This window comes from Rhizobium sp. CC1099, from assembly GCF_029714385.1.
Classification (GTDB): domain Bacteria; phylum Pseudomonadota; class Alphaproteobacteria; order Rhizobiales; family Rhizobiaceae; genus Rhizobium.
Map to the genome: position 1 here is coordinate 484678 of NZ_CP121641.1, position 23734 is coordinate 508411.

Annotated in this window: 23 protein-coding genes; 13 read left to right on the top strand and 10 right to left on the bottom strand. The window is 61.5% G+C overall.

Annotation, left to right across the window (positions count from 1 at the left end; translation table 11 throughout):
• Nucleotides 1-60 precede the first annotated feature (60 nt).
• The 3 genes from QA644_RS02380 to QA644_RS02390 are packed head-to-tail and all read left to right on the top strand — an operon-like array spanning nucleotide 61 to nucleotide 2807.
• Nucleotides 61-1638, top strand: coding sequence for an exopolyphosphatase (locus QA644_RS02380; protein WP_283070918.1), 1578 nt, complete (start codon nucleotides 61-63; stop codon nucleotides 1636-1638).
• 7 nt (nucleotides 1639-1645) lie between these two features.
• A complete protein-coding gene (locus tag QA644_RS02385; RefSeq protein ID WP_194729051.1) occupies nucleotides 1646-2365 on the top strand; it encodes an RlmE family RNA methyltransferase in 720 nt (239 codons plus the stop codon).
• A 58-nt stretch (nucleotides 2366-2423) separates the two neighbouring features.
• Nucleotides 2424-2807 (top strand): VOC family protein, encoded by a 384-nt coding sequence (locus QA644_RS02390; protein WP_239595391.1) that lies wholly within the window; start codon nucleotides 2424-2426, stop codon nucleotides 2805-2807.
• A gap of 6 nt (nucleotides 2808-2813) precedes the next feature.
• Here the strand turns inward: QA644_RS02390 and QA644_RS02395 are convergent, their stop codons facing one another.
• Complete coding sequence (locus QA644_RS02395; protein WP_283070921.1) at nucleotides 2814-4235, bottom strand: DHA2 family efflux MFS transporter permease subunit; 1422 nt, start codon at nucleotides 4233-4235, stop codon at nucleotides 2814-2816.
• 541 nt (nucleotides 4236-4776) lie between these two features.
• Here QA644_RS02395 and guaB point away from each other — a divergent pair.
• The 5 genes from guaB (at nucleotide 4777) to QA644_RS02420 (ending at nucleotide 9164) form a co-directional block, all read left to right on the top strand.
• Complete coding sequence (gene guaB, locus QA644_RS02400; protein ID WP_074066783.1) at nucleotides 4777-6261, top strand: IMP dehydrogenase; 1485 nt, start codon at nucleotides 4777-4779, stop codon at nucleotides 6259-6261.
• Between the two features lie 2 nt (nucleotides 6262-6263).
• Nucleotides 6264-6824: a hypothetical protein gene (locus QA644_RS02405; protein ID WP_283070922.1), complete on the top strand. Its 561-nt coding sequence runs from the start codon at nucleotides 6264-6266 to the stop codon at nucleotides 6822-6824.
• A gap of 67 nt (nucleotides 6825-6891) precedes the next feature.
• Nucleotides 6892-7311, top strand: a complete 420-nt coding sequence (locus QA644_RS02410; protein ID WP_283070924.1) for an MAPEG family protein — start codon at nucleotides 6892-6894, stop codon at nucleotides 7309-7311.
• Nucleotides 7312-7394: 83 nt separating this feature from the next.
• Nucleotides 7395-8267, top strand: a complete 873-nt coding sequence (locus QA644_RS02415) for a dienelactone hydrolase family protein (RefSeq protein ID WP_283070926.1) — start codon at nucleotides 7395-7397, stop codon at nucleotides 8265-8267.
• A gap of 267 nt (nucleotides 8268-8534) precedes the next feature.
• Entirely contained in the window at nucleotides 8535-9164 is a 630-nt protein-coding gene (locus QA644_RS02420) for a TetR family transcriptional regulator (protein WP_022717280.1), read from the top strand.
• 3 nt (nucleotides 9165-9167) lie between these two features.
• On the opposite strand, the gene QA644_RS02425 is transcribed toward QA644_RS02420, so the two are convergent.
• Entirely contained in the window at nucleotides 9168-10124 is a 957-nt protein-coding gene (locus QA644_RS02425) for a LysR substrate-binding domain-containing protein (protein WP_022717281.1), read from the bottom strand.
• Nucleotides 10125-10323: 199 nt separating this feature from the next.
• On the opposite strand from QA644_RS02425, the gene QA644_RS02430 reads away from it, so the two are divergent.
• Nucleotides 10324-10623 carry a DUF1127 domain-containing protein gene (locus QA644_RS02430; RefSeq protein WP_074066787.1) on the top strand — a complete coding sequence of 100 codons (300 nt, stop codon included), beginning with the start codon at nucleotides 10324-10326 and terminating at the stop codon, nucleotides 10621-10623.
• 87 nt (nucleotides 10624-10710) lie between these two features.
• Here the strand turns inward: QA644_RS02430 and QA644_RS02435 are convergent, their stop codons facing one another.
• The 6 genes from QA644_RS02435 to QA644_RS02460 all read right to left on the bottom strand — a co-directional run bounded on the left by QA644_RS02435 (nucleotide 10711) and on the right by QA644_RS02460 (nucleotide 17200).
• Entirely contained in the window at nucleotides 10711-11571 is an 861-nt protein-coding gene (locus tag QA644_RS02435; RefSeq protein WP_239595378.1) for a DUF937 domain-containing protein, read from the bottom strand.
• Between the two features lie 85 nt (nucleotides 11572-11656).
• Nucleotides 11657-13030: a glutamate--cysteine ligase gene (locus tag QA644_RS02440; protein ID WP_239595377.1), complete on the bottom strand. Its 1374-nt coding sequence runs from the start codon at nucleotides 13028-13030 to the stop codon at nucleotides 11657-11659.
• 148 nt (nucleotides 13031-13178) lie between these two features.
• Nucleotides 13179-13916 carry a 16S rRNA (uracil(1498)-N(3))-methyltransferase gene (locus QA644_RS02445; RefSeq protein ID WP_239595375.1) on the bottom strand — a complete coding sequence of 246 codons (738 nt, stop codon included), beginning with the start codon at nucleotides 13914-13916 and terminating at the stop codon, nucleotides 13179-13181.
• A gap of 15 nt (nucleotides 13917-13931) precedes the next feature.
• The gene (locus QA644_RS02450) at nucleotides 13932-15428 is read right to left on the bottom strand and encodes an inorganic phosphate transporter (RefSeq protein ID WP_283070929.1); all 1497 of its coding nucleotides are present in this window, start codon (nucleotides 15426-15428) and stop codon (nucleotides 13932-13934) included.
• 64 nt (nucleotides 15429-15492) lie between these two features.
• Nucleotides 15493-16005 carry an NUDIX hydrolase gene (locus tag QA644_RS02455; protein ID WP_074066792.1) on the bottom strand — a complete coding sequence of 171 codons (513 nt, stop codon included), beginning with the start codon at nucleotides 16003-16005 and terminating at the stop codon, nucleotides 15493-15495.
• 298 nt (nucleotides 16006-16303) lie between these two features.
• Nucleotides 16304-17200, bottom strand: a complete 897-nt coding sequence (locus QA644_RS02460) for a LysR family transcriptional regulator (RefSeq protein ID WP_074066793.1) — start codon at nucleotides 17198-17200, stop codon at nucleotides 16304-16306.
• Nucleotides 17201-17336: 136 nt separating this feature from the next.
• Here QA644_RS02460 and QA644_RS02465 point away from each other — a divergent pair, with 136 nt between their 5' ends.
• The 4 genes from QA644_RS02465 (at nucleotide 17337) to QA644_RS02480 (ending at nucleotide 21960) form a co-directional block, all read left to right on the top strand.
• Nucleotides 17337-18776 (top strand): FAD-linked oxidase C-terminal domain-containing protein, encoded by a 1440-nt coding sequence (locus QA644_RS02465; RefSeq protein ID WP_239595365.1) that lies wholly within the window; start codon nucleotides 17337-17339, stop codon nucleotides 18774-18776.
• The gene (glcE, locus tag QA644_RS02470) at nucleotides 18773-19969 is read left to right on the top strand and encodes a glycolate oxidase subunit GlcE (protein WP_283070932.1); all 1197 of its coding nucleotides are present in this window, start codon (nucleotides 18773-18775) and stop codon (nucleotides 19967-19969) included. The genes QA644_RS02465 and glcE overlap by 4 nt, the downstream gene beginning before the upstream one ends.
• 210 nt (nucleotides 19970-20179) lie before the next feature.
• Nucleotides 20180-21490: a glycolate oxidase subunit GlcF gene (glcF, locus tag QA644_RS02475; RefSeq protein ID WP_283070934.1), complete on the top strand. Its 1311-nt coding sequence runs from the start codon at nucleotides 20180-20182 to the stop codon at nucleotides 21488-21490.
• A gap of 38 nt (nucleotides 21491-21528) precedes the next feature.
• Nucleotides 21529-21960 (top strand): hypothetical protein, encoded by a 432-nt coding sequence (locus QA644_RS02480; protein WP_283070935.1) that lies wholly within the window; start codon nucleotides 21529-21531, stop codon nucleotides 21958-21960.
• A 96-nt stretch (nucleotides 21961-22056) separates the two neighbouring features.
• Here the strand turns inward: QA644_RS02480 and QA644_RS02485 are convergent, their stop codons facing one another.
• Nucleotides 22057-22728, bottom strand: a complete 672-nt coding sequence (locus tag QA644_RS02485; RefSeq protein WP_283070936.1) for a L,D-transpeptidase — start codon at nucleotides 22726-22728, stop codon at nucleotides 22057-22059.
• Nucleotides 22729-22866: 138 nt separating this feature from the next.
• Entirely contained in the window at nucleotides 22867-23601 is a 735-nt protein-coding gene (locus QA644_RS02490; RefSeq protein ID WP_194729069.1) for a L,D-transpeptidase, read from the bottom strand.
• Nucleotides 23602-23734 lie beyond the last annotated feature (133 nt).

Below are 23734 nucleotides of genomic sequence, written 5' to 3' on the forward strand. Positions count from 1 at the left end.
AAATCTAATGAGCGCCTGCTGCATACCGTCATGGACTTGCGCGGCGCGTGGAAAACGAACGTGGAAGACCCCGAAGGCGGCGCAAAGCCGCAATTTGACGGGGCGTCAGCGGCAGTGCGCAGGGACGGCAAGAAATCCCGACGCCGGAAGGGCAAACGGGGCGGTCAGTCCCGCAACGCGCCTCATGCCGCTTCGCAGGCCTCCTCCGAGACATCCGGAGAGGCAGCGCGCCCGATGGAAGCTGCAGCCGGGAACCCGGCCCGCAAGCGCAAACGCCGCCGCCGGGGTAACGGCGGCCAGCGGCATGACGGCGCATCCCCAGCGATCCAGCAGCATGAAAAGCCGGCCTCGGCCGCGCAGGCGGATGGCGACGCTTCATCCAGCCGCCGCAATCGGCGCAAGCATCGCGGAAAGCGCGGCCTGCAGGGCCGTCCGTTGGCGCCTGGCAAGCCGGTCGGCCAGCCGGGGATCGCCGCCCAGCCTGCCGCCATTGCCAGGGATCCCGCCATTGCGAGAGCCCCAACAATAGCAAAGGCCAATGGGCATTCCGAGCCTCGAAACGATGGCTTCAATCGCGGCGGCCGGCCGCCTGAACGCGAGCGTCGCGATCACGCCGCCGAGCACCCCTGGCCGGACGAACTCTATGCCGCGCTCGACCTCGGCACGAACAACTGCCGCCTGCTGATTGCCCAGCCCACCCGGCCGGGCCAGTTCCGCGTCGTCGATGCCTTTTCGCGCATCGTGCGCCTCGGCGAGGGGCTTGCCGCGAGCGGCCGCCTTTCCAACGAGGCGATGGACCGCGCCGTCGATGCGCTGCGCGTCTGCGCCGGAAAGCTGAAAAGCCGCGAGATCCGCCGCATGCGACTGATCGCCACCGAAGCCTGCCGTCAGGCCGCAAACGGCGCCATTTTCCTAAATCGCGTCGTTGCCGAGACCGGCCTCGAACTCGAGATCATCGACCGCGAAACGGAAGCCCGCCTTGCGGTATCCGGCTGCTCGTCACTGGTCGGCCGCGAAACGCGTTCCGTCGTGCTTTTTGATATCGGCGGCGGCTCCTCGGAAATCGCGGTCATCCGCATCGGCGAGAATCGGTTCAGCCGCCTTGCCAATCACATCACTCACTGGACCTCGCTGCCGGTCGGCGTCGTCACGCTTTCCGAGCGCCACGGCGGGCAGCATGTGACGCCGGAGAGCTTCGAGACCATGGTATCGGAGGTGGGGGGCATGCTTGCGCGGTTCGACTGCCCGGAAATCGAGGTCGCACATTCCGGCGATTTTCACCTGATCGGCACGTCCGGCACGGTGACGACGCTGGCGGGCGTCCATCTCGACCTGCCGCGCTACGACCGCCGCAAGGTGGATGGCATCTGGCTTTCGGATGACGAGGTTTCAGCCATGCAGGCGAAGCTTCTCTCGTGGGATTTCGAGAGCCGCGCCGCCAATCCCTGCATCGGGCCGGACCGCGCTGACCTGGTGCTCGCCGGCTGTGCCATTCTGGAGGCAATTCGCCGCCGCTGGCCGAGCCCGCGCATGCGCGTCGCCGACCGCGGCTTGAGAGAAGGCCTCTTGACCGACATGATGGCGGACGACGGCGTCTGGCGGCGCCATCGAAACCGCCGCGGCCAGCGCGCAAGGTAGGGACAGAATGACCAAGGCACCGATCGCGGGCAACCGCACCGGCCGCAAGCTCGGCCAGCGCGTCAAGAAGAAGAAGCTCAAGGCCTCCTCGCGGCAATGGCTGCAACGCCATATCAACGATCCCTACGTGCAGCGCGCGCAGCTTGAGGGCTACCGGGCGCGGGCTGCCTTCAAGCTTCTGGAGATCGACGAGAAGCACAATATCCTCAAAGGCGCGCGCCGCATCATCGACCTTGGCGCCGCACCGGGCAGCTGGTCGCAGATCGCCGCCAAGGTGACGGGCTCGACCGACGAGGATGTCCGCGTCGCGGCCATCGACTTTCTGGAAATGGCGCCGCTTCCCGGCGTGACGATCCTGCAGCTCGACTTTCTCGATCCGGACGCGCCGACGAAACTGATGGAAGCGGTCGGCGGTACGCCGGATCTGGTGATGTCCGACATGGCGGCCCCCACGACCGGCCACCACCGCACGGACCATCTGCGGACGATGCATCTCTGCGAAGTTGCCGCGCATTTTGCCGTCGACGTTCTGGGCGAAGGCGGCCATTTCCTCGCCAAGACCTTTCAGGGCGGCACGGAGCGCGAATTGCTCAACATGCTGAAGCAGCATTTCCGTCAGGTGGTGCACGTCAAACCGGCTTCCTCTCGTGCCGAATCGGTCGAGATGTTCCTGCTGGCGAAGGGCTTCAAAGGCCGCAAGCCGGTCACGGACGCTGTGGAAGCTTGATCTTTGGCTTCGTCTGTGGCGATGATGGCGGCTTGCAGGATTGGAATGCCACTATCTGATGCTACTCTACGTCACTCTCGGAACCAATGACATCGAGCGCGCCCGGCACTTCTATGACGCCGTACTGCCGGTGCTCGGTTACAAGCTTCAGCGTCTCTCCGACGAGGAGATCGGCTACTCCGCCGATGGCGACACCCGCTCGCGACTCTGGATCGTCACGCCGTTCAACCGCCGCCGTGCCGCCGCCGGCAACGGTTCGATGATCGCGCTCAGCGCTGAAACGCGCGCGGATGTCGACGCGTTCTATGCGGCGGCCCTCGCGGCGGGCGGTACTGATGACGGCAAGCCCGGCTTGCGCTCCTATCATGCGAATTTCTACGCCGCCTATATCCGCGATCCCGACGGCAACAAGCTTGCCGCCGTCTGCGAAAAGCCGGAATAGCAGGGCTTATTTCACCGCTTGTTGCTCGGTCTCGATGGCTGGGCCGATCCGCTTGGCGCGATGGCCCGAAACCAGCGCCCCTGCATTCCTGTCCATGCGAATGAAGGGGATGGTCGCCACGACCGTCAGTCCGGCGATGACGTAGAAGGCCAGATGGAAGTCGGCGACCTGCAGTGCCTCGCCGCGGAAATAGATGGATGTCTCGAGGATCGCTGCGGCCACGGCAACGCCGAGCGCGAGGCTGATCTGCTGCATCACCGAGCTCATCGATGTGGCCTGGCTCGCTTCTCGATCCTCAATGTCCGCAAAGGCCAGCGCGTTCACGCCGGTGAACATGAACGAGCGCGAGAAGCCGCCGATGAGCAACACCGTGATGATGACGAGATGCGGCGTTGCGGGCGTGAAGAAGCCTGTCGTGATTGTGACGATCGTTGTGACCGCGGCTGCCGAAAGAAGCGTCGTGCGGAAGCCGGTGGCGGCGAAAACGCGCCGTGCCATGAATTTGGTAGTGATTGCGCCGATTGCGCCGGAAAAGGTGATGAGGCCGGACTGGAACGGTGTCAGGCCAAAGCCGAGCTGCAGCATCAGCGGCGTCAGGAAGGGCATGGCGCCGACGCAGATGCGGAACAGGTTGCCGCCAGTCGTCGCAGTGCGGAAGGTCGGGTTGCGGAAGAGGTTCAGGTTCAGGATCGGGGCTGGGTGGCGCTTGGCGTGACGCACATAAAGATAGCCGCAAAGGAAGCCGGTCAAGGTGGATGTGACACCGATTGCCGGCGGCAGCGCCGGAAGGCTTACGACCGAGAGGCCGAATACGACACCCGCGGCGGAAAGCGAGGTCAGCATGAAGCCGGTGAAGTCCAGTTTCGGCGGCATGGTTGCTTCAACCTCCGGCAGAAAGATTGTTGCAAGCCAGACGCCGATGATGCCGACCGGCACGTTGATCAGGAAGATCCAGTGCCAGCTGAAAAAGGTGGTGATGAAGCCGCCGAGCGGCGGACCGGCGAGCGGACCGACAAGGGCGGGAATCGTCAGCAGCGCCATGGCGGAAACCAGTTCGCTCCGCTGGGTGGTGCGCAGGAGAACGAGCCGGCCGACCGGCGTCATCATCGCGCCGCCCATGCCTTGCAGGAAGCGGGCGAAGACGAACTCGACCAGATTGGAAGATACTGCACAGAAGATCGAGCCGATGACGAAGACGCAAATCGCAAGCCGGAAGATGCGCTTGGCGCCGAACCTGTCCGCCATCCAGCCGCTGACTGGAATGAAAACCGCAAGCGACACCATGTAGGAGGTCAGCGCCAGCTTCAGCGTGATCGGCCCGACATGCAGGTCGCTGGCGATCGCGGGAAGGGCGGTCGAAATGACGGTGGAATCCATCTGCTCCATGAAGAGCGCGACGGCGAGGATCAGCGGAACAATGCGGTTCATAGGCAAAAGCCTTGGGCGACTCTTGGGAGGATGGCTCGGGGGCCCGTGCTGTGTAGTCCCAGTTGCCGCCTCTGCCAATCCCTGAAACTGCGGGAGCTGCGGGTTTGCATCACGTGTGCGTGAGACGGCGGTTCCCGGCAACTTTTCCTTTTAAAATCGACATAGGTTCAAGCCGCCGCAGCAAGAATCCCGGACGGAGAGCGAGAGGGTCTGCGTGGCGCGACCACCGCCGTTATTGGAGAGTGGATATATGGCAGTTTCGTTGGCAATGAAGCGGCTGCGCTTTTTGATGCAGGCATTATCGGCCGTCTATTTTAAGAACGGGCTACCGTTTCGTGCCGAAGACCTACCAGTTGGACATCTGATCCAGGCGCATGGCAGCCATTACGCACCCGGTGCATGCGCCGGCGTTTTGCTATTCCCTTCCTGTCATAGACGTGTTACGAGCCCTCGCCAACTTCCAAAGCAACCCTTGCACACCGCCGGTGCGGACGATTCGTTCCGGGTGGGTCGCATTTTTCTTAATTGAAGGAAATTGGCTATGGCTCGCATCATAGAAACGGCAACCGGAGCGGACGCGCTCACCTTCGACGACGTGCTCTTGCAGCCCGGTCACTCCGAGGTCATGCCCGGTCAGACGAACATCGCAACGCGCATCGCGACCGATTTCGACCTGAACATCCCGATCCTCTCCTCGGCAATGGATACCGTCACCGAAAGCCGATTGGCGATCGCCATGGCGCAGGCCGGCGGTCTCGGTGTCATTCATCGCAATCTGACCCCGATCGAGCAGGCCGAGCAGGTTCGGCAAGTCAAGAAGTTCGAAAGCGGCATGGTCATCAATCCGGTGACGATCGGCCCGGATGCGACGCTTGCCGAAGCGCTGTCTCTGATGAAGACGCACGGCATTTCCGGCATTCCGGTCGTTGAGAAGTCGGGCCGCCTCGTGGGCATCCTGACCAACCGCGACGTCCGCTTTGCCTCCGATCCGGCCCAGAAGGTCCACGAGCTGATGACGCGGGATAACCTCGTCACGGTCAAGGAGAATGTCGATCAGCAGGAGGCCAAGCGCCTGCTGCATTCGCACCGCATCGAAAAGCTGCTGGTCGTCGATCCGCAAGGCCGCTGCGTTGGCCTCATCACCGTCAAGGATATCGAAAAGTCGCAGCTGAACCCGAACGCTTCCAAGGATGCGCAAGGCCGTCTTCGCGCTGCCGCCGCCATCAGCGTCGGCGATGATGGCTTCGAGCGTGCCGAGCGCCTGATCGAAGCCGGCGTCGATCTGCTCGTCGTCGATACTGCGCACGGCCATTCGCAGCGCGTTCTCGATGCCGTCACCCGCGTCAAGAAGCTGTCCAACTCGGTTCGCATCATGGCCGGCAACGTCGCGACCTCGGACGGCACCAAGGCACTGATCGATGCCGGTGCGGATGCCGTCAAGGTCGGCATCGGCCCAGGCTCGATCTGCACGACGCGCATAGTTGCCGGTGTCGGCGTGCCGCAACTCGCCGCCATCATGTCGGCTGTCGAAGCCGCGCGCGCTCAGGATATTCCGGTCATCGCCGACGGCGGCATCAAGTTCTCGGGCGACCTTGCCAAGGCGATGGCTTGCGGCGCTTCTGCCGTCATGATCGGCTCGCTGCTCGCCGGTACCGATGAAAGCCCGGGCGAAGTCTATCTCTATCAGGGCCGCTCCTTCAAAGCCTATCGCGGCATGGGATCGGTCGGCGCCATGGCGCGCGGCTCGGCAGACCGCTACTTCCAGGCGGAAGTCCGCGACACGCTGAAGCTCGTGCCGGAGGGCATCGAAGGCCAGGTTCCTTATAAGGGTCCGGTCTCCGGCGTCCTGCACCAGCTCACGGGCGGCCTGAGGGCAGCGATGGGTTATGTCGGCGGCAAGGATATCAAGGAGTTCCAGGAACGCGCGACCTTCGTGCGCATCTCCGGCGCCGGCCTTCGCGAAAGCCATGCCCATGACGTGACGATTACCCGCGAGAGCCCGAACTATCCGGGCGTAGGCGCCTGATCGTGACTGCGGGCAGCCGGATACCCTCCTGGATGATCGGGCTGCTTGCCATTCTCTGCCTCGCAGTGTTGGCATGGACGACCTTCGGCTTCGTCCTGCCATTCCGGTATGAAACCGGAGAAAGGGTGCTCGACACCTATTTCACCGGCTATGATCAGCCTACGGTTACCGCCATGCAGAATGTGCTGAGCGAAAACGATGTCGCGCGTGCGCTGCTGCGCAGCATGTATCTTGGCCCGGAGCTCGTCCTGCCGGCGCTGGTGACGATGCTTCTCTTCACGATTGTTGTGAAGCTCCAGCCGGGCGGCAGCTATTTCGGCAAACCGATGCATCCAGCGTTCATCAAGGCGATCTACGTTCTGCCGTTCATCTACTGCTTTGCCGATTATGCCGAGAATTTCTCCGGCCTGATTGCTTTCGGTGACAGCAGCGCCGCCGCATCCGCCGCCGCGTTGCTGCCCTGGATGACAAAGCTGAAATTCGCAGCACTCGCCGTTTCGGCAATCGTCATCCTTCGTTTCGTCCTGATCCGTCTGACACCCGGCGGTGTCGACGGGCGATAGGCTGGAAAGTGCCGGAACTTTCCTCTACTGCTTTGAAAAATATGAGAGAAGCCGCAGAGGAGACGCTATGACCGGCTACGAAATGTTCTGGCCCATTATTGCCCACGTCGCGCTGGTCTATGGCCTCTACATGCTGCTCAGCGTCCGCCGCCGGAAGGCGGTGCAAGCCGGCAATGTGAAGCTTTCGGACTATCGCGAAAACCGCAGCGAGCCGCCGGAAAGCCTTTTCGTCAAGAACAGCATCGCCAATCAGTTCGAGCTGCCGGTTCTCTTTTATGTCTGCTGCATCCTGCTTTACATCACCGAGGCCGACAATCTGGGCGCCCTCGTGCTCGCCTGGATCTTCGTGGCGCTGCGGTATGCCCACGCTTTCGTGCATGTGACGAGCAACCGCATGCGCTTCCGCAGTCCGCTCTTTGCTGCCGGATACGTCGTGCTTGGTGCCATGTGGGCGTGGCTTGCCGGCTGGATGGCCTTCAGCGGGTAACGCAGTTTTGTTCCTGCGTTATCGTCGGCTGACCTATCTTCTCTCATCGGGCTTTGGCTCAGCGAGGAAAAGAGGAGGTGCACATGGACAAGCCGGAAATCACGCAGGCGATGATCAACGCCTATGACGAATACACGCATCTGACGCTCGACCGCCGCAGCTTCATGGACAAGCTGACGAAACTTGCAGGATCGGCGGGTGCTGCCGCCGTCATCGCGCCGATGCTTGCGGCAAACAAGGCGAGCGCGGAAATGGTCCCGGCCAACGACGAGCGGCTGAAGGCGCAGGATGTCACTTATCCCGGCGGCAGTGGCGAGATGAAGAGCTATCTGGTCGAACCGAAGGAGGCATCCGGAAAGCTCGGCAGCGTTATCGTCATTCACGAAAATCGCGGCCTCAACCCGCATATCCGCGACGTCGCCCGGCGTATGGCGCTGGAAGGCTTCGTGGCGCTGGCGCCGGATTTCCTCTCGCCGCTCGGCGGTACGCCGGAGAACGAGGATCAGGCGCGGGAAATGTTCGGCAAGCTTGAGCCGGCCGCAACTGTCGCGAATGCCGAAGCAAGCCTCAAATACCTGAAGACGCTTCCCTTCGCCAATGGCAATGTCGGCGCCATCGGCTTTTGCTGGGGTGGCGGGGTCGTCAACAATTTCGCGACGCAATCACCGGAGCTGAAGGCAGGCGTCGCCTATTACGGTGCGCAGCCGAAGGCTGGCGTGCCGAACATAAAGGCGGCGCTGATGCTGCACTATGCCGGTCTCGACGACCGCATCAATGCCGGCATCGACGCCTACAAGAAGGAACTGGAAGCAAACGGCAAGAGCTTCCAGATCTTCGTCTATGACGGCGTCAATCATGCCTTCAACAACGACACGTCCTCGGCGCGCTACGACAAGAAGGCGGCTGATCTTGCCTGGAGCCGCACCGTCGAGTTCTTGAAGAAGAGCCTGGCCTGATCAGGGTGCAACCGCTGCGTTCGTGCTCTTGAAAAACAGCACGGCCACAGGCTCGATGCGATCCGTGCACAGTCGGCGGCTGCCTTAACTGATCCACAGCTTTGAGCGACCAAATCGGGGCTTATCACCACGATTTTCGTATGCTTCTGGCGTCTGTTAAAATGCGAGCTTTTCGATTTACGGCGCATGAATACCTGCATGCCATATCGCTCGGATGCGCCGGTTTGAGCCATCTTCCGCCGCTCAACGATAATTCACGGGAACGATATGAGCGCGCAGGGTATGGATCGCATCGGCCTTCGCCGGAAGCCGAAGCAGGAACGCAGCATCCAGAGACTCGATCTGATCCTCGCCGCCGCCGCAGAGCTGATCGCGCAAAAAGGCGTCAGCGCCATGCGCATGACGGAGCTCGCCGCTGCCGCCAAGGTGCCGATCGGCTCGGTCTATCAATATTTCCCTGAAAAGGCGGCGATCGTCAAAGCGCTCTTCGACCGGCATGCGGCCGCAGTCCAGGCGAAAACGGCCGTCATGTTCTCCAACGTCCAGTCCCTCGATGAAGCACTGGATCTGATCTCGGTGATGATCGACTGGTACTATAACGAATACCGCAACGACGCCACCTATCTCGGCGTCTGGATGGGGACGGAGACCGACCAGGATCTCTTGCAGCTCAACATCCAGCACAGCAATCGCGTGGCCGAAATTTTCCTCGAGGCGATAAAGCGCATCGCCCCGGAGATGCCGGAAGTCGATATGCAAGCGCGCACTTACCTTTTCAGCCACCTGATCGGCGCGTCGATCCGCCTCGCGGTCAAGAGCGAAGAAAAGCTGGCAAAAAGGATGCTGGACGAATGGAAACACGTCATCCGCGCTTCGCTTTTCGCCGAGGCGGCCTGAAGCCTACCAGCTGGGTACCATGTTGGCGGCCTTCAGGCGCGGATACTGCCGCGCATAGGCCGTCTTCACATCCGGTTCCAGATTGTCGTCGACCACCGCAGGCGTGATGTTGTCGAGGCAGGCGGTGATATGCGCCGTGATCGCATTCATCAGCGAGATTGAAACTCCCGGACGCTTCATGATGCCGATCTGCACCGGCGGCAGGGCAGGGAAGCCGTCAGCCTGGCTCAGAACCTTCATGCCTGTCCGCAATGCCGATTCCGGCATCACCGAAACCGCCATGCCGGCAAGCACGGCAGCGGCAACCACCGTGCATGACCAGCTTGTGAAGAGGATCTGATGCTCGCGGCCCACGGCATCGAGCGCCGAACAGGCTAGTTGCCGCCACTGGCAGTCGCGGCGTCCGACAGCAAGCGGCACAGGCGCGTCGTCACGGATCGGGTGGTTGGCGGAGCCGACCCAGCAGAGCGGCTCGGTTCTGACGACGTCGGACATGCGTTCCCGCGGGTTATGCGTCACCAGCGCGATGTCGAGCTCGCCCTTGTGCATGCGTTCTGCCAAATCCACCGAAGGCTCGCACACGATGTAAAGCTCCACATTCGGATGGGTCTTGGCGAAACGGCCGATGATCTCCGGCATGTAGCGGTCGGCGTAGTCGTCCGGCGTGCCGATGCGCAGCATGCCTTCGAGACGGTTGTCGTCGAAAGCGGCGATTGCCTCGTTGTTGAGGCGGATGATACGGCGGGCGTAATTCAGAAGCTTCTCGCCCTCCACCGTCAGGCGGTTGCCGCGGCCGTCCTTGATGAAGAGCTGCTTGCCGATTCGTTCCTCGAGGCGGCGCATCTGCATCGAGACGGCGGATTGCGTCTTGTAGACGCGATCGGCCGCCTTGGTGAAGCTGCCGGAATCTATGATGGCGATGAAAGTCTGCAACTGGTCAATATCAAGAGGCGCGGACATGGGCTCACCTATAACGATTGCTGATAATAACCATTAGAAACATTCGTTGGACTGATCAATAGGTCTTTGGCATCTTCGGGATGCAAATCAAGCAAAGTGACGGACAGACACCCTGCTGTCCTGCCTAGGTTTCAGCCCTCCTTCCCGCTCGACCTCGCGGGAGGGGTGGGCTGTTGCGCCCGAAAGAAAGGAGAGTTCGATGCGCATGATTGACCAGACAGTAGAACTCGACTGTGCCAAGCAGCCCGCGACGTTTTCCCAGCGTCTCGGCGGAACCCTTGCGCCGCTGACGGCTCTCTTTCGCGCATTCCGCAATCGCAGAGCGATCAACGGCCTGAATGACCTCGACGACAATCAGTTGCGGGATATCGGCCTGACGCGGGCCGACGTTACCGCCGCCCTGTTGACGTCGACCTTCTTCGAGGATCCGTCGGCACATCTGACGAACTCGGCGCGCCGCCGCTGGCGCCTCGCGATATTCCGTTCCTACGTCGATTAGGAGCGGCCAGTTTCCCCGCAGGGTGATAGCCAATAGCCCTGCCGCTTGACCCGGTGACCGGCTTTCCCAAGCCGTCTCCGGGTTTTTTTATATCTTGGAGGAAGGCTGGCCCTTCTTAGGCAGATATGTCTCGAAGATCGCTTCCATGCTTTTCTGATAGCCCCTCTGGACCTCAAGCCCGCTGTCGAACATGGTGTTGAGCATCTTCAGATAATTCTCCGCCTGCTCCTTGGCCTCTTCTTTCGGAGGCTCGGGCGCCTTTTGCGCCGCAGGCTGATTGAGGCTTCCCATCATGTCCTGAAAGGCCTTGGCGAAAGGATTGTCGAGGAACGGGTTGGCTGGAGCCTTCTTGGATTCTGGCTGCGGCGTGCTGAACATCAGCTGCATCGCTTGCGTGAACGGATTGTCGAAGATGCTCGGCTCGGGTGCTGTTTTCGGCTTTGGCGCAAAACCGGTGCTTTCCAGCCATTTCTGGATCGTCTCGCCCATCGCGGTATTGATGAAGGGGTTGACGGGCGAGGCCATCTGTCCGGTCGCTTGCTTGAAGAGCCCGCCCATCAGCGTATCAGCCATCACCGGCAGCATCTGCTTGTAGATCTCCTGGCCGATGCCGGTCATCTGCGCGGCCTGTGCGGCGACGGCGCGCGAAACCTCCTTGGAGCCGAAAAGCTGGCCGAGGATATTGTTGCCGTCCGAAATGCCCTCCGGGGTGAAGGCCTTGGTCATGTCCTCGAAATATTTGGCATAGTTGCCGGATGCGACCGCCTGCATCAGGCCCATGAAGTCATAGGGATTGCTCGTGCTGCGCTTCAGCCCGGCGGAAAAGGCGGGCATCAGCGCCGCCATCGCCTTGGTCGCCTGTTCCTGGGCAAGGTTGAACTGCTTGGAGATCGCGTCCATCGCCGCGCCATTCTGCGCCTGCATCATCATGTCGAAGAGTGGCAACATGACAGTCCTCCCCCGCTTTCTAGTGCTTGTGAATCGCCACTATAAACGGAAATCGGAATGCGCAAACGGCTTTTTGCCGAAGGGTTCAGTACTGATATTCCTCGAAGACCGGCTCGACGGAGTGCTGCCAGCGGCCGTTGTAACGCGCCAGCAGGTCCTCGGCGAGCGTGGCTTTTTTCGCCATCACCTCGTCGAGCGGCGATAGGAAGATGCTCTCATCCTGGCCTTCCTTGTTCAGCCGGTTGCGCGACTTCAGACCCGCCTTCGAAATACTGATGACCTCGCGGGCGGTTTCATAAAGGGCGTGGCCGCGGAACTCGGCCTTCAGGCCGGCCGTTGGAACGGCATCGCGCAGCGCGCTGACTTCAGCAAATGTCCAGTTCTTCGTCAGCTGATCGGCCGCATCGAGCGCCGCTTCGTCGTATAGAAGGCCCACCCAGAAGGCGGGCAGGGCACAGATGCGGCGCCACGGGCCGCCGTCTGCACCGCGCATCTCGAGGAAACGCTTCAGGCGAACGTCGGGGAAGAGCGTCGAAAGATGGTTCGTCCAGTCGCCCATCGTCGGCTCCCACGCGGCGACCTTGCCCTTCAGCGCGCCGTTCATGAACTGGCGGAAGGTGACGTGGGTACAGTCATGATAGTGGCCGTCGCGGACGATGAAGTACATCGGCACGTCGAGCGCCCATTCCATGTAATGCTGGAAGCCGAAGTCGTCGCGGAAGGTGAAATCGAGCAGGCCGGAGCGCCGGTTGTCCGTGTCGCGCCAGATGTCGCCACGCCAGGAAAGCATGCCATTCGGCTGACCTTCGGTGAAGGGCGAGGACGCGAAGAGCGCGGTTGCCAGCGACTGAAGCTTCATCGACACGCGCATCTTCTTCTGCATGTCGGCTTCGGAGGAGAAGTCGAGGTTCACCTGGATCGTGCAGGTGCGGTACATCATGTCGAGGCCCTTGGTGCCGACCTTCGGCATGTAGCGGGTCATGATGTCGTAACGGGATTTCGGCATGCGCGGCGTCTCGGCGAGCGTCCATTTCGGGCTGCCACCGATGCCGAGGAAGCGGATGCCCATCGGCTCGGCGATTTCGCGCAGCGTCGCGAGATGCGAATTGGATTCCCTGCAGGTCTCGTGGATCGTTTCCAGCGGCGCACCGGAAAGCTCGAATTGGCCGCCCGGCTCGATCGAGATCGCGCCCATGCCGTGCTGCTCGGCAAGACCGATGATATTTTCGCCGTCCATGATCGGATCCCAGCCGTTCTTTGCCTGCAGGCCCTTCAGAAGGGCTGAGATGCTGGCTTCGCCGGCATAGGGAACCGGGTTGTTGTCCGCACGGAAGAAGGCGAACTTCTCATGCTCGGTGCCGATGCGGAAGCGCTCCTTCGGCTTGTTCCCCGCAGCAATGTAATCGGTCAGCTCCTGCACCGAAGAAATCGGTGTCTGGTCGGTAGTGTCGCGAGCCATTCAACGTAACCTGTATTCTGGGGAACGCCCGGTAGCCCGGGCAATTGGAAGGGTGATTAGTGCCGGTCTCACGTATGTTGCAAGTGAAATTCTTTCAACGACGCATCAAAAAAATAGCAGGCTGTTTCAACGGAGCCTGATTTGAAGGTTAATTCCAGTCGCCGACCGCCGCCTGGATCACCGCCATGGCCGCAACCGCAGCCGTGTCGGCGCGCAGGATACGCGGCCCGAGCGGGATGGCCGTGACAAAATCGAGGCCGCTCAGCCGCGCGCGCTCCTCCTCGGAAAAGCCGCCCTCCGGCCCGACGAGAAGCGCAAGCTGCTTTTCCTCGATCTTCGAAAGCAGTGGCAGCGGGTTTTGCCCCGCATCGCCCTCGTCGCAAAATATGATCCGCCGCTCGTGCGGCCAGTTGTCGAGCAGATCGAAGAGCTTCACCGGCTCGGCAACTTCCGGGATGGCGAGGATGCCGCATTGCTCTGCCGCCTCGACAGCATTGGCCTTCAGTTTATCGAGATTGGTGATCTTGCCCTGCACATGTTGCGTCATGACTGGCTGCAGCACGCCGGCGCCCATCTCGACCGCCTTCTGCACGAGGTAGTCCAGGCGGCCGACCTTCAGCGGCGCAAAAAGATAGTGCAGGTCGGATGGAGCCGGCTGGGGCCGGGTCTGCTCGGTCGGCGTCAGCAGGATGCGCTTGCGGGTCGGAAAGGAAAGGCTCGCCTTCCATTCTCCGTCTCGGCCGTTGAATACCAGGATTTCGGCGCCGTCCGTCATGCGCAGCACATTGGCGAGATAATTGTACTGGTCGGAACTGGCCTCCACCGCGGCGCCCGGCGACAAGGAAGCATCGACGAAAAGCCGCTGCATGCGGAAATTGGCGCGCATCTCAAACAATCCCGATCAAACGAAGAGGGCGAACATAACCCAATAGAGCAACGCCGCAAGCGCCGCCGACGCAGGCACGGTAATGATCCAGGCGGCAATGATGGTCATGAAATGCGAGCGCCGCACAAGATAGCGGCGGCGCGCCTCATGAACGTTCGGATCTTCCGGTTCGTCGATCGCCCAGGCCTCGGCCTTGCTGCGCATATATTCGATGCGGCGCTTGGAATTGCGCGTGTACCATTCGCGGAAGAAACCGACGCCGAAAACGGCGCCAACGGCGATGTGCGTCGTGCTGACCGGCAGTCCGAACCAGGACGCGACGATGACGGTGAAGGCCGTCGAGAGTGCGACACAATAGGCCCGCATCGGATTGAGTTTGGTGATCTGCTCGCCGACAAGGTGGATGAGGCGCGGGCCGAATAGCAGCAGACCGACGGAGATACCGAGGGCACCGATCAGCATCACCCAGAGTGGCGGCGCGTTACCGCCGGATGAAAGGCCCGATATCGAACGCACGATTGCCGAAAGCGGGCCGATGGCGTTCGAAACGTCGTTGGCGCCGTGTGCGAAGGACAGCAGCGCTGCAGAGCCGATCAGCGGGAATTTGAAGAGAATGCGCAGCGAACTGTTGCGGTTTTCGAGGCCTTGCGATTGCCGTGCGACGATCGGCCTTGACGCTGCCCAGGCAACGAGGCCGGCAGATAATCCGAATGCAAGGATCGTCGGTGACGAAAATCGCCCGGCGGGCGTGAGCTGCAAGACCATATAAGCCGCAAAACCGCCGGTCATCATGGCAATCAGCGCCGGAACCCAGCGCCGTGCTGCCGCGATCTTGTCGTCACGGTAGATGATCAAGGTCTTGACGAGGTAGAGCAGGCCAGCGGCGATCACGCCGCCGATCAGAGGCGATGTCATCCAGCTTGAGGTAATCTCGACCATGACGCGCCAGTTGACGGGATCCGGTCCGACAGCGGCAATTCCGGCACCGATCACCGCGCCGACGATCGCATGTGTCGTCGAGACCGGCGCGTTCAGCCAGGTCGCAAGATTGATCCAGAGCGCTGCAGCCATCAGCGCGGCCATCATGATCCAGGCAAGCAGGCCTTCGGGAACCTGTACGGCATCGATGATGCTCGACGAGATCGTTCTGACCACCGCTCCGCCGGCGATTGTTGCTCCGAGAACCTCGAAGGCTGCTGCGATGACGAGTGCCTGTGCCATCGTCATGGCACGCGCGCCGACGGCGGCGCCGACATTATTCGTCACGTCGTTCGCGCCGATGTTCATGGCCATGTAGGCAGCGAGCGCAGCAGCGGCGATGACGAGAACGGCGCCCTGCCGGTCGAAGACGTAGACGCCTGCAGAAAGCATCGCCAGACCGAGGAAGATCAGGCCGAGGCCCGGGGCGACCAGCTTGCGCGCGACGAACTTCGCCGCGTCCTCGGCATGGGTGATTTTGTCGAGGTCCTTGTCGAGCGTTCGTTTCGTAAGAACGGGAGTTCGGCTGGGCATTCTGTTCCTTGGGTCAAATCCTGCTTTAGCGCCCCTTTATCCTAGCAGCGCAAGAAGGCAGGAATCATTCCGCTGGAATCTGCCTGGGCAAGCTTGCCTGAGGCCGCTCGCTCATCCTTCGCTTGAAGAGCAGGAAGAGATCGCGAAGCTCGGGCTCGTTGACGCGCTTGACCGCCTCGTCGCAGGTTACCCACTCGATCCTACGTTCGCCCTTTTCCTTGAAGTTCTTGGCGACATCGGTGACCTCAAGCACATAGACCTGGACCTTGCAGGTTACTTTCAGTCCGTCCTTCAGCATCTTCGGATAGGTGTAGGAGCCGAGCGGCTCGTGTTCGACAGCGCCACGCGCGCCCGCTTCCTCATGGGCCTCACGGGCGGCAACTTCATAGGAGCGCTTGCCATTCATCGGCCAGCCCTTAGGAATGACCCAGCGGCCCGTATCGCGGCTCGTCATCAAGAGAACCTCGACTTCACTGGTCTTCTTCTTCACCCGGTAGCAGAGGGCAGCATATTGCAGTCGCGGCGGGCGACGGAACATCAGCTGCACATCAGAAGCCAGTCGGGCAAGAATCGTCAATTGTCGGGTCACCTTTTAAAGTCTGCCTCAGGAATCACTAATATAAGTTTCGCATGGAAATCTTGCACGGTCCATGCGCCGTTTGACGGTAGAGGACATGATCTCCAACTTCGAATAAGGAAATTCGTTGCCGTTCCGCTTCGGAATTCCGTCAGATCGTGTTCTGATTCCGTCCTTGCACAGCTGTTCAATATGCTCCCGACTGACGTCTCAATCAATGCCGGGGACATTTGTTCCTCCGGATTCTTTCAAGATAGGGTGACTATGCGTCTTGCGCTGCTCAACTCTCGTGCGATGCCTAAAGTTCCCAGTAGGGAACCGGGCCGTAGAGGTCGGCGAGATAGTCGATGAACAGGCGAACCTTGGCCGGTAAAAACTGCCGGCTGGGGTATACTGCGGAGAGCGCCACGTTGCGGGAGCCCTCATAGGCCGGCAGCACCTGCACGAGATTGCCGCTCTTGAGTTCATCGCCGATATCCCAGGTGGAGCGCAGCGCGATGCCGAGCCCCGCGATCACCGTCTCGCGGATCACCTCGCTGGAATTGGTGACGAGCATGCCCTCCGGCCGCAGGCTCATCGCGCCGCCCGGTCCTTCAAGGCGCCATAGGTCGTTGTTGTGCGCCGGCAGGCAGCGATGGTTCTTCAGGTCGTCGATGCTTTGCGGCATCCCGTGCATGTTGAGATAGGAAGGCGCGGCACAAAGCAGGCGCCGGACCGGCGCGAGCCTTCGAGCGACGAGGCTGGAATCGGTGAGCTCGGCAATGCGGATTGCCAGGTCGAAGCCGCCGCCGACGATATCGCTTAATTCATCCGTCAGCACGAGGTTGATCGCAAGCTCCGGGTGTGCGTCCATGAACGCCTTGAGATGCGGCGCAATATGCATGCGGCCGAATGAAGTGGGTGCCGAGATCTTTAGCGTGCCGTGCATCAGCGCCGAGCGACCGGAGATGTAATATTCCGCTTCCTCCAGCCCAGCGAGAATGGCGAGCACGCGATCGTAGAAACCCTGGCCGGCCTCCGTCAACGAAATCTGGCGGGTCGTGCGTTGCAAGAGACGTGTGCCGAGCCTGTCTTCCAATCGTTTGATGCGCTTGGAAACGACGGCCGGCGAAAAGCCGAGCACGCGCCCGGCAAGCGACATGCTGCCGGTCGAAACGACCTTGGCAAATATCTCGAGATCACCCAGATTTGTCATATTGCTTCTAGACTTTTTCCCTTTTGGCATAAATGCCTAGCATTTGCGCCAGTTTCGGGAAAGTGCTAAGCCAAACGAGCCGGTTGTCGTGGAGGACGCGCCGGTTTCGCCGCCATTCGTCCGAAGGAAGCGCGCCATGTCTGACGCCATCTCTTTTCTCGCTCCGCGCGCCGATGTGCTGGCCCGCCGCCGCCAGATCGTCGGCGATCTCGTCGACTTGCTGCCGCCCGAATGTCTCATTCACGAGGCGCGAGAGCTCGTGCCCTTCGAAACAGATGCCTTCGTCGCCTATCGCCGGGTGCCGCTTGCCGTCGCATTGCCAAGCACCACCGTCGAAGTCGCAGCCGTGATGAAATATTGCCATCGCTACGGCATTCCGATCGTGCCTCGCGGGGCGGGCACCTCGCTCTCAGGCGGTGCCATCCCGCAGGAGGATGCGGTCGTGATCGGCCTTTCGAAGATGAACCGCATTCTGGAAATCGATTATCAAAACCGGGCAGCCGTCGTCCAGGCGGGCGTCACGAACCTCAATATTTCCGAATCGGTCTCGGCGGATGGTTTCTTCTACGCGCCCGATCCCAGCTCGCAGCTGGCCTGCACCATCGGCGGCAATATCGGCATGAATTCCGGCGGTGCGCACTGCCTGAAATACGGCGTCACGACCAACAACTTGCTCGGCGTGAAGATGGTGCTGACGGATGGAACGGTGATCGAGCTCGGTGGCAAGGCGCTGGATGCGGGAGGCTACGACTTGCTGGGTCTGGTCTGCGGCCACGAGGGACAGCTCGGCATCGTCACCGAAGCGACGGTCCGCCTGATCGCGAAGCCCGAGGGTGCGCGGCCCGTGCTCTTCGGCTTCGACAGTTCCGAGGAAGCCGGCTCCTGCGTCGCCGATATCATCGCGGCGGGCATCATTCCCGTGGCGATCGAGTTCATGGATAAGCCGGCGATCGAGATATGCGAGGCCTTTGCCCATGCGGGATACCCGCTCGATGCCGGTGCGCTGCTGATCGTCGAGGTCGAAGGCTCCGAGACGGAGATGGACGGCATTTTGAAAAACATCGTCGAGATCGCCCGCCGTCATGGCGTAAGATCCATTCGCGAGAGCCAGTCGGCGACGGAGGCGGCCCAGATATGGAAAGGTCGCAAATCCGCATTCGGGGCCACGGGGAGGATTGCGGACTATATCTGCATGGACGGCACGGTGCCGCTCAGCCAACTTTCCTATGTGTTGAAAAAGACGTCGGAGATCGTCGATCGCTACGGTCTGCGCGTCGCGAACGTCTTTCACGCCGGCGACGGCAACATGCACCCGTTGATCCTTTTCAATGCCAACGATCCGCAGGACGCAGCGCGAGCCGAGGCCGCCGGCAACGACATCCTGAAGCTCTGCGTCGATGCCGGCGGCTGTCTCACCGGCGAACATGGCGTCGGCATCGAGAAGCGTGACCTGATGCGGCATCAATTTTCCGACGTGGATCTCGCTCAGCAGATGGCGGTGCGCTCCGCCTTCGATCCGGGCTGGCTGCTCAATCCGTCCAAGGTCTTCCCGCTTGATGGGCGCGCCGCCGTATGACCGATTTTCTGCCGGAGACGGAAGAGGCCGCAGCCTCGATCATTCGTGAACACGCGGCCGCGGGTATGCCGCTTGCCATATGTGGCGGCAACACCCGCTCGGGCTTCGGCAATGCTGTGGCGAAGGACCGGTTGCGTTCGACCGGACTGACCGGCATCGTCTCGTACAATCCCGGCGAGATGGTCCTGACCGCGCGCGCCGGAACACCGCTTGCAGAGGTCGAGGCGGCGCTTGCGGAAAACGGGCAGATGCTGGCTTTCGAGCCGATGGACCACCGCCCGGTCATGGGCACGTCCGGCGAGCCGACCATCGGCGGTGTCTTTGCCGCCAACGTCTCCGGTCCTCGCCGCTTCGTAGCAGGCGCGGCGCGCGACAGCCTGCTCGGCATCCGCTTCGTCAACGGCAGGGGCGAGATCGTCAAGGCGGGCGGGCGGGTGATGAAGAATGTCACCGGCCTCGATCTCGTCAAGCTTCTCGCCGGTTCGCACGGCACGCTTGGCTTGCTGACGGAAGTCACCTTCCGCGTCCCGCCACGGCCGAAAACGGAAGAGACAATCGTCGTCTCCGGCCTCAATGATGCGGAAGCAGCCGCTGCGATGGCCGCGGCGATGGCACAGCCGGTCGAGGTCTCAGGTGCGGCCCACCTTCCCTTGACCGTCACCTGGAAATTCCTCGGCGGCAAGCTGCCGGAGGGCGAGACGACCGTTCTCAGGATCGAAGGTCTGCCGGGCTCCGTCGAAGCGCGTGCTGAAAAGCTGGCGTCGGCGACGTCGGCCTTCGGCACGGTCGCGAGATTGGACGAGCCCGCCAGCCGCCAGCTCTGGCGCGAAATACGCGATGTGCTTCCTTATGTCGATGAAACGATGCGCCCGGTCTGGCGCATCTCCGTCGCTCCGACCATCGGCCACCAGCTCGTCGCCGCCCTCCGCCTCGAAGCTGGCGTCGATGCGTTCTACGATTGGCAAGGCGGCCTGATCTGGATGCGGATGGAGGCCCATCCGGAGTCGCAGCTCATCCGACGTTTCATCAAGGTGCTGGGCGGCGGCCACGCTACGCTGATCCGGGCAACTGACGCGGCGCGCGCTGCCGTATCGGCGTTCCAGCCGCAGCCCGAAGCCGTCGCGCAGCTGTCGGCGCGGGTGAAGGAGAAATTCGATCCGGCGGGAATACTCAATCAGGGAAAGATGGGGTGATATGATGGCCGTTATTCGCTTGTGGCACCCTCCTGTGTCCCTACGGGACATCTCCCCCACAAGGTGGGAGATTGGCAATGCATGTCGTGCGCTCTTTCCACTCTGGTCCAACTTCGACGGCAAGGCCGTCGCATCCGATCTTCCCCCTTGTGGGGGAGATGTCTGGAAGGACAGAGGGGGGCATGCCTCCTCACGGCCGGGAGTTGCCTGATGCAAACCAACTTCACCGCCGAGCAGCTAACCGATCCGCACGTCGCCGAATCCGAGAAGATTCTGCGCAAATGCGTGCATTGTGGTTTCTGTACCGCGACCTGTCCCACCTATGTGACGCTCGGCAACGAGCTCGACAGCCCGCGCGGCCGCATTTATCTCATCAAGGATATGCTGGAAAACGGCCGGGCCGCGGATGCCAAAGTGGTTACACATATCGACCGCTGTCTCTCCTGCCTGGCCTGCGTGACGACGTGTCCCTCCGGCGTCGACTACATGCATTTGGTCGATCATGCCCGGGCCAATATCGAAAAGACCTATAAACGTCCTTTCATGAACCGGTTGACGCGCGCCATCCTCGCGGCGGTGCTGCCCTATCCGGGCCGCTTCCGCCTGGCGTTGAAGCTTGCGAAGATCGGTAGGCCGCTCCAGGGCCTGATGCGTGCGCCGGCCTTGAAGCCGTTTGCCGCGATGCTGGCACTTGCGCCGAAACATATTCCGGCGCCGTCGCCCTTCTCGCTGCCGGCGGTCCATGCTGCGAAGGCGGAAAAGCGCGGCCGGGTCGCGATTCTGACAGGTTGCGCTCAGCCGGTGCTCGATCCCGCGATCAACGAGGCGGCGATCAGGCTTTTGACCCGCCTTGGCATCGAGGTGGTAGCGCCCGCCGGCGAGGTCTGCTGCGGCTCGCTGGTGCATCACATGGGCCGCGAGGAGCAGGCGCTTGCAAGCGCACGGGCAAACGTCGATGTCTGGACGCGCGAGATCGAGAAGGGTGGTCTGGACGCGATCATCATCACCGCCTCCGGCTGCGGCACCACGATCAAGGATTACGGCCACATGCTCCGTCTTGATCCCGCCTATTCACAAAAGGCGACAGGCGTGGCGGCATTGGCGAAGGACATAACGGAATTCCTGGCCTCGCTCGACCTGCCGGCCAATGTGCCGAAGGGCCTGACGGTAACCTATCATTCTGCCTGCTCCATGCAGCACGGCCAAAAGATCACCATGGCGCCGAAACAACTTCTGAAGGCGGCCGGCTTCACGGTGCGCGATCCGGCGGAAGGCCATCTCTGTTGCGGTTCGGCTGGTACCTACAACATCATGCAGCCGGATATCTCCGCGGCGCTGAAGGTGCGCAAGGTGAAGAATATTGAGGCGACGAAGCCGGATGTGATTGCAACCGGAAATATCGGCTGCATCACGCAGATCGCGACCGGCACAGCGATCCCAATTCTGCATACGATTGAACTGCTTGATTGGGCCTATGGCGGCGATATACCGCAAAAATTAAGAGGTTTTCCGTTAGCGTGAGTCGGGCCGGTTTTCGGCCGGTCACGGAGTTCAGCGCTATGCGGCGTACAATCATAATGCTTGCAGGTCTGCTTGGCGCGGCAGGGGCCGCTCACGCCGACAGCCGCTTCTTTTGCTCAACGGACGATAATAGCGCGCGGTTCACGATCGAAAGCGGCTTTCAGGACGAGGCCGGCCACAGGCTCAATCATTTCCGCGGCGCGCTGATCGTCAAGAACAACTCGGTTCCCGAGGCCTTCAGGAAACGCGTGTTCGATTCCAGCAAACTCACGAACCGCTGGTCGCATGACGGTGAACTCCGCCTCGAGATTTTCGATGATGGCAGCGAAGACGCCAAAGACCAGTCACTGAGCCTCGTCATTATTGCCGAGGGCCGGGGGAAGAATTTTTCGGGCACCTACGGACTGATGGTCAGCGGCGACGGAAAGCCGTTCACCGCCAGCGGCAAGGTCAGCTGCGGCTCCAAGTGAGCCGTAACAGCTTGAACAGGCCGCAACAATCTTACCTGACGTCAATATGAAAAGGGCGGCACAAGGCCGCCCGTCGTTATCAAGTAATCAGCGACGTCAGCCGCCGCCGAAGATGGTGCGCAGCACGTCGATACCCCTGTCCTGGAAGGCGACGTTGCCTTGCTTGTTGCCGGGGCCGATGACGATCACCTTCGTGCCAACCGGAGCGCGCGAATAGAGATGGATGACGTCATTATTCATCATTCGGATGCAGCCGGAAGACATGTTGAGGCCGATCGTCCAGGGTTGATTGGTGCCGTGGATGCGGAAAATGGTGTCGCGTCCGCCCTTATAGAGATACATGGCGCGTGCGCCGAGCGGATTGTCCTCGCCGCCCTCCTGAAAGGCGGGAATGATATGGCCCTTGCGGGCTTCGCGGATGCGCATCTCGGCCGGTGGCGTCCAGCTCGGCCATTCTGCCTTGCGGCCGACCTTGACGACGCCCGACCATCCGAAGCCATCACGGCCGACACCGATGCCGTAGCGCGTGGCGCGGTTCTTCGACTCGACGAAGTAGAGATACTTGTTGTTGGTATCGACGATGATCGCCCCCGGTGCTTCGTCGGTCACGAGCCGCACGAGTTTGCGCTTATACTGCGGCTTGACGAACTTCGACTGCGCGACGCGGACGACCGGCGCAGCATCGTGCGCTGGTTGGGCAACGGCGGGCATTATTGCGACGGAAAACGCAATGCCGGCGGCCACAAGGCCGGAGGCGACTTTCAGCATGATTGATTCCCCTCAAAAGCAAGATCGGGCTGAAGCTACCTGAACTTCAGCCCGATTCAAGATCAGTTGCCGCCGCCATTGCACTTTTCGAGTATGCCGGTCCCGGATGTTCTTGCAGAGCGAAACTAAATCCGGGCGTTACATGACGATAACCCGCGTGCCCACGTTGACGCGTTCGTAAAGGTCGACAACGTCTTCGTTGCGCAGGCGGATGCAGCCGGATGAGACGGCGCTGCCGATCGTCCAGGGTGCGTTGGTGCCGTGGATCCGGTAGAGCGTCGAGCCGAGATACATGGCGCGCGCGCCGAGCGGGTTCTCCGGGCCGCCATCCATGCGCGCAGGCAGATAATGGCCCTTGGCGGCTTCGCGGCTGATCATGTCGGAAGGCGGCGTCCAAGCCGGCCATTCCGACTTACGGGTGATCTTGTGCGCGCCGGCCCACTCGAAGCCCGGCTTGCCAACGCCGACGCCATATCGCCGGGCCTTGCCGTGTGCCATCACGAGATAGAGAAAGCGGTTGTTGGTGTCGATGACGATCGTGCCCGGCTTTTCCTTGGTTTCGTAATCGACCATCTGCGGCAGATATTGCGGCTCGATCTGATGGCGGATCACCGGTACTCCGGGACGAACGGCCGCAACCTGCTGCACGGCCGGTGCCCGGCGGAAGAACCGGCGCTGGAAGAAGCCGCGCGACTGCACGGCCGGGCGCTGATAGACGACGGGACGAACGCCGCCACCGAGCTGGTTGAGCCACGGCGCGGTGAGATCGGGGCTGAGAACGACCGGCGGGCGGCTCGCATAGCGATCGTCGCCGAGCGCCGGCGAGACAAGAAGGCCGATCAGGCCGGCGGCAATCAAGACGGATTTCATCATCGGACGGACTCTCTACAAATGACCGAGAATGCATGAGGGCGGCATTTCTGCCTGACGGAATGCTGCCATCATCCCGCCAGCGAATGGTAAAGATCGATTCATTAAAAGCTGGCCTCCGCAATAAACTTTTCGT